The following is a 5,000-nucleotide window of genomic DNA, read 5'->3' on the forward strand; positions in this document are numbered from 1 at the left end:
GGCTGCTACAATGGCGCCACTTTCACACGATATTGCCACGAGGTTTCTTCCATGAGCGATGTGCGCCATGAACGCCTGATCATCCTTGGCTCGGGCCCGGCGGGCTACACCGCCGCGGTCTATGCAGCCCGCGCCAACCTGAAGCCGGTGCTGATCACCGGCATCCAGGCGGGCGGCCAGCTGACCACCACCACCGACGTGGACAACTGGCCGGGCGACGATGCCGGCGTGCAGGGCCCGGAGCTGATGGAGCGCATGAAGCGCCACGCCGAGCGCTTCGACACCGAGGTGCTCTTCGACCATATCCACGAGGTGGAGCTACGCAGCCGACCCTTCACCCTCAAGGGCGACAACGGCACCTACACCTGCGACGCCCTGATCATCGCCACCGGCGCCAGCGCCCGCTATCTGGGGCTGCCCTCGGAGCAGCAGTTCATGGGCCAGGGGGTGTCGGCCTGCGCCACCTGCGACGGCTTCTTCTACCGCAACCAGGAGGTGGTGGTGGTGGGCGGCGGCAATACCGCCGTGGAGGAGGCGCTCTACCTGGCCAATATCGCCTCGAAGGTGACCCTGGTGCACCGCCGCGACAGCCTGCGCGCCGAGAAGATCCTCCAGGACAAGCTGTTCCAGAAGGCCGAGGAGGGCAAGGTGGTGCTGGAGTGGAACCACACCCTCGACGAGGTGCTGGGCGACAACAGCGGCGTGACCGGGGTGCGGATCAGATCCACCGAGAGCGGCGAGACGAAGGAGCTGGTGGCGCCCGGCGTCTTCATCGCCATCGGCCACAGCCCCAACACCGGCATCTTCGAGGGCCAGCTCGAGATGAACGGTGGCTACATCAGGGTGCAGTCCGGCCTCGACGGCAACGCCACCGCCACCAGCGTCCCGGGTGTGTTCGCCGCCGGCGACGTCATGGACCATGTCTATCGCCAGGCCATCACCTCCGCCGGCAGCGGCTGCATGGCCGCGCTGGACGCCGAGCGCTACCTGGACGAACTGTAAACCCTCAATAGTGCGGCGGCACCTCGTCCGCGGGGCCTGGCGCCGCCGCATCGCTTTCCTGCAGCGCCCTCTGCTGGTCACGCAGCTTCTCCTGCATCAGGTCGTTGATCCGCTCCAGTCGGGTGAGGCGCCGCTCCTGGGCGGCGACGGCCTCGTCCAGGGTGTCCAGCCAGTGCTCCTGGTAGGCGATCCGGCTCTCCAGTGCCTCGAGGCGTTCGGCGAGGGCACCGGACGCCTGGTGCAGGCTCATGCTAGAATCTCTGCGCTGCGTGTCATCGTTCATCGTGGCACCTTCCCGTGGTTGTCTATTACGTTCATCCAACAAGAGAGTCACTCGAGTCCATGAATCGAAAGGTCATGTTTCGTTGCAGCCTGGTCAGCCTGCTGCTGGCCGCCCCCGCGCCGCTGTTGATTGCCCTGTTCGTGCATCTCGCCGGCGGCGATCTCGCCGAGGCGCTGTTTGCCAGCCTCGAGATCGGCGGCATCGCCGTGGTCTACGTGGCCGCGGCGCTGGCGGTCTTCCTGATGCTGCTGATCGCGACCCTGGCGGTCAACGTGCTCACCCCGCAACTGGTCAATCTGGCCGAGGTCGAGAACGACGATCGCGAGATCGGCGAGGTGAAGTGGTTCAACGTCAACAAGGGGTACGGCTTCATCACCCGCGACAGCGGGGAGGATGTCTTCGTCCACTTCCGTGCCATCCGGGGACGCGGTCATCGCACCCTGGCCGAGGGGCAGAAGGTCCGCTACCACATCATCGAGAATGAGAGAGGGCTTCAGGCCGATGATGTGACGGTGATCACCTGATCTTCGTCGCCTGCCGTCGGTCCTGATAACAGCGCCCCGCCATCGTGCGGGGCGCTGTCGTTGTGGGGGCAGTCGGTGCGGAAGGGCTCAGTGCCCCGAGTCGGGCCAGTCGATCTCGGCCTCGCTGCCGTCGGGCAGCACCTGCAGGAAACGGTCCGGGTCGTCGCCGGGATGCCAGCTGCCCAGTGTGCAGCGCACCTCGCATCCCAGGTGGGTGGCGGCGGCACGGGCACAGTCCGCATCGTTCTCCCAGGGGGTGGCGGGGCTGTCGAACCACAGGCTGGCGAAGCCGTCGGCGGCCTTTTCCACCAGCAGCACCGGGACCTCCTCGCCGTCATGATGGCCACGGGTGCGCCATTGGCCCTTGCCGGCGGGCGCCAGGGGTTCGGCGCCGATGGCCGCCCCCAGCCACTCGGCGAGCGCCTCGACGGGAGCCTTTGCCAGGTAGATCTCGATATCGGGGTAGCGCGCTTGGCTGTCGGATGTCATGTCGGCCTCAGGGTCGGGCACTGCCGTTGATGAACAGGTGCTTCAGGATCGCTTCGTAGACCCGGCTCAGCTCGTCCAGGTCGGCGGCACGGATGCGCTCGTTGACCTGGTGAATGGTGGCATTGAGCGGACCCAGCTCCACGACCTGGCTGCCCAGGGTGGCGATAAAGCGGCCATCTGACGTACCCCCCGAGGTGGAGAGCTCCGGACGATGCCCCATCACCTCCTCCACGCCGAGCACGGCCGCCTCGACCAGTTCGCCCTCGGCGGTGAGGAAGGGCTCGCCGTTCAACGTCCAGTCCAGCTGGTACTCGAGGCCGTGGGCGTCGAGGATCGCCGCGGTGCGTTCCCGCAGCTGCTCGTGGGTCACCTCGGTGGAGAAGCGGAAGTTGAACACCGCCTCCACCTCGCCGGGGATGACGTTGGTGGCGCCGGTGCCGGAGCGGATATTGGAGACCTGGAAGCTGGTGGCCGGGAAGAAGGCGTTGCCGTTGTCCCAGTGTTCGCGGGTCAGGGCGTCCAGGGCCGGCATCGCCTGGTGGATGGGGTTGCGCGCCAGATGCGGGTAGGCCACATGGCCCTGCACGCCCCTGATGTGCAGCACGCCGCCCAGGGAGCCGCGCCGACCGTTCTTGATCACGTCGCCCAGCCGGGCGGTGGAGGAGGGCTCGCCGACGATGCAGTAGTCGAGCCGCTCGTGGCGCTCGCGCAGGTGCTCGACCACGGCACGGGTGCCGTCCACCGCCGGGCCCTCCTCGTCGGAGGTGATCAAAAAGCCGATCTGGCCGTGGTGGTCCGGGTGGGCCGCCACGAAGCGTTCCACGGCGGTGACCATGGCCGCCAGGCTGCCCTTCATGTCGGCGGCGCCGCGCCCCCTGAGCATGCCCTCATCGTCGATGCAGGGTTCGAAGGGCGGGAAATCCCAGCGGGTGTGGGGGCCGCTGGGCACCACGTCGGTGTGGCCGGCGAAGGCCAGCAGCGGGCCGTGGTGGCCGCGGGTGGCCCAGACGTTCTCCACGTCGCCGAAGGGCAGGCGCTCGATATGGAAACCGAGCGCGTCGAGGCGCTCGATCATCAGCGCCTGGCAGCCCAGGTCGTCCGGCGTCACCGAGGGGCGCCGGATCAGCTCGAAGGCGAGCTGCAGGGTGGGCGAGAGACCGGCCGGATCAGTTGTGGGCATGCAGTGCCTCGTTGAGCGCGATGGCGCTCTTGTTGGTCAGGCACTCGATGCGGCCGTTGCGGGAATTGCGGCGCAGCAGCAGGTCATCCTGGCCGGCCAGTTCGCGGGCGGCCACGGTCCTGACCTCCTGGCCCTGGTCGTCGAGCAGGGCGACCTTGGCGCCGGCGGTGAGGTAGAGGCCCGCCTCCACGGTGCAGCGGTCGCCCAGGGGGATGCCGATGCCGGCATTGGCGCCGATCAGGCAGCCCTCGCCCACCTTGATGACGATGTTGCCGCCGCCGGAGAGGGTGCCCATGGTGGAGCAGCCGCCGCCGAGGTCGGAGCCCTTGCCGACCATCACGCCGGCGGAGATGCGGCCCTCGATCATGCCGGGGCCCTCGGTGCCGGCGTTGAAGTTGACGAAGCCCTCGTGCATCACGGTGGTGCCCTCGCCCAGGTAGGCGCCCAGGCGCACCCGGGCGGTGTCGGCGACGCGCACGCCGCCGGGCACCACGTAGTCGGTCATCTTCGGGAACTTGTCGACGCAGTCCACCGAGAGGGTGCGACCGGCCAGGCGGGCCTTGAGGCGGCGAGCCGGCAGCTCCTCGATGTCGATGGGGCCCTCGCTGGTCCAGGCCACGTTGCGCAGCAGGCCGAACATGCCGGTGAGGTCCAGATCGTGGGGCCTGACCAGGCGGTGGGAGAGCAGGTGCAGCTTGAGGTAGACCTCCGGCGCCGACTCGGGGGCCGTGTCCTTCTCCAGGAACATGGCCACCAGGGGGCGCTGGCTGGCCGCGAAGGCCTCGGCCAGCTCCGCCTGGTCGGCGTGGCCGGCCTCGCGCAGGGCGGCGGCAAGCGTGGCGCAGTGCTCGGGCAGGAAGCTCACCGCGGCGTTGCCGGCGGGGGCGTCCAGCACCCTGGCGGCGGCCTCCACCAGGCTGGCGTCGGGGTTGAGCAGGGGGGCCGGGTAGTAGACTTCCAGCCAGTCGCCCTGGGTGTTCTGGGTGCCGATTCCGAGTGCAAAGCTCAGCATGGATTCTGTCCTTTCAAGAGAGGCTGCATGAAGTGGCTGCGTGTGCGGGGCAGGCGGGGGCCTAGCCCTGCAGGTTGTCGTAGTCGCCGTCGCGATAGCCGACCAGGATCTCGTCGCCGGTGTCGAGCAGCGGGCGCTTGAGCAGGGTGGGGTTGGCGAGCAGCAGCTCGCGGGCCTTGTTGGCGTCCACCTCCTGCTTCTCCTCGTCGGGGAGATTGCGCCAGGTGGTGCTGCGCTTGTTGAGGGCCTCCACCACCGGCACCTTCTCGAGAAGGTGCTCGAGCAGGGCGGCGGAGAGGCCATCCTCGCGTAGGTCGTGGAACTGGTAGGGGATGCCGGAGCCGTCCATTGCCTTGCGGGCGCGGCGGCAGGTGTCGCAGTTCTTGATGCCGTACAGGGTAAACATCAGCCTCTCCTCTCGATGAAGCGACGCAGGCGGCGGGCCGCCTCCACGGTGGCGTCGACCTCGGCGACCAGCGCCAGGCGCAGCCGCCCGGCGCCGGGGTTGGT

The 5,000-nt window shown here is 68.5% G+C and carries 7 protein-coding genes; 2 read left to right on the plus strand and 5 right to left on the minus strand.

Annotated elements, in window-relative coordinates; genetic code table 11:
• Window positions 1-51 precede the first annotated feature (51 nt).
• Window positions 52-1,002, plus strand: coding sequence for a thioredoxin-disulfide reductase (gene trxB / locus IBX53_RS14525; RefSeq protein WP_290910619.1), 951 nt, complete (start codon window positions 52-54; stop codon window positions 1,000-1,002).
• A gap of 4 nt (window positions 1,003-1,006) precedes the next feature.
• Here trxB and IBX53_RS14530 read toward each other — a convergent pair whose 3' ends face one another.
• The gene (locus tag IBX53_RS14530; protein ID WP_290910621.1) at window positions 1,007-1,252 is read right to left on the minus strand and encodes a SlyX family protein; all 246 of its coding nucleotides are present in this window, start codon (window positions 1,250-1,252) and stop codon (window positions 1,007-1,009) included.
• A 92-nt stretch (window positions 1,253-1,344) separates the two neighbouring features.
• Between IBX53_RS14530 and IBX53_RS14535 the strand changes: the two genes are divergently transcribed.
• Window positions 1,345-1,809, plus strand: a complete 465-nt coding sequence (locus IBX53_RS14535; RefSeq protein ID WP_290910622.1) for a cold-shock protein — start codon at window positions 1,345-1,347, stop codon at window positions 1,807-1,809.
• A gap of 87 nt (window positions 1,810-1,896) precedes the next feature.
• Here the strand turns inward: IBX53_RS14535 and IBX53_RS14540 are convergent, their stop codons facing one another.
• The 4 genes from IBX53_RS14540 to IBX53_RS14555 all read right to left on the minus strand — a co-directional run bounded on the left by IBX53_RS14540 (window position 1,897) and on the right by IBX53_RS14555 (window position 4,896).
• Window positions 1,897-2,298, minus strand: coding sequence for a hypothetical protein (locus tag IBX53_RS14540; protein ID WP_290910624.1), 402 nt, complete (start codon window positions 2,296-2,298; stop codon window positions 1,897-1,899).
• 7 nt (window positions 2,299-2,305) lie between these two features.
• Window positions 2,306-3,478: a succinyl-diaminopimelate desuccinylase gene (gene dapE, locus IBX53_RS14545; protein WP_290910626.1), complete on the minus strand. Its 1,173-nt coding sequence runs from the start codon at window positions 3,476-3,478 to the stop codon at window positions 2,306-2,308.
• Window positions 3,465-4,490, minus strand: a complete 1,026-nt coding sequence (dapD, locus tag IBX53_RS14550) for a 2,3,4,5-tetrahydropyridine-2,6-dicarboxylate N-succinyltransferase (protein ID WP_290910628.1) — start codon at window positions 4,488-4,490, stop codon at window positions 3,465-3,467. Before dapD ends, dapE begins: the two co-directional genes overlap by 14 nt.
• Before the next feature lie 61 nt (window positions 4,491-4,551).
• Window positions 4,552-4,896 (minus strand): arsenate reductase, encoded by a 345-nt coding sequence (locus IBX53_RS14555; protein ID WP_290910631.1) that lies wholly within the window; start codon window positions 4,894-4,896, stop codon window positions 4,552-4,554.
• Window positions 4,897-5,000: the final 104 nt, after the last annotated feature.

This window comes from Halomonas sp. (assembly GCF_014859505.1).
Taxonomy (GTDB): domain Bacteria; phylum Pseudomonadota; class Gammaproteobacteria; order Pseudomonadales; family Halomonadaceae; genus Halomonas.

Excerpts from the sequence above, each read along its gene's own strand:
- trxB (WP_290910619.1), top strand. The coding sequence starts at position 52 with ATGAGCGATGTGCGCCATGAACGCCTGATCATCCTTGGCTCGGGCCCG.
- IBX53_RS14530 (WP_290910621.1), bottom strand. The coding sequence starts at position 1,252 with ATGAGCCTGCACCAGGCGTCCGGTGCCCTCGCCGAACGCCTCGAGGCA.
- IBX53_RS14535 (WP_290910622.1), top strand. The coding sequence starts at position 1,345 with ATGAATCGAAAGGTCATGTTTCGTTGCAGCCTGGTCAGCCTGCTGCTG.
- IBX53_RS14540 (WP_290910624.1), bottom strand. The coding sequence starts at position 2,298 with ATGACATCCGACAGCCAAGCGCGCTACCCCGATATCGAGATCTACCTG.
- dapE (WP_290910626.1), bottom strand. The coding sequence starts at position 3,478 with ATGCCCACAACTGATCCGGCCGGTCTCTCGCCCACCCTGCAGCTCGCC.
- dapD (WP_290910628.1), bottom strand. The coding sequence starts at position 4,490 with ATGCTGAGCTTTGCACTCGGAATCGGCACCCAGAACACCCAGGGCGAC.
- IBX53_RS14555 (WP_290910631.1), bottom strand. The coding sequence starts at position 4,896 with ATGTTTACCCTGTACGGCATCAAGAACTGCGACACCTGCCGCCGCGCC.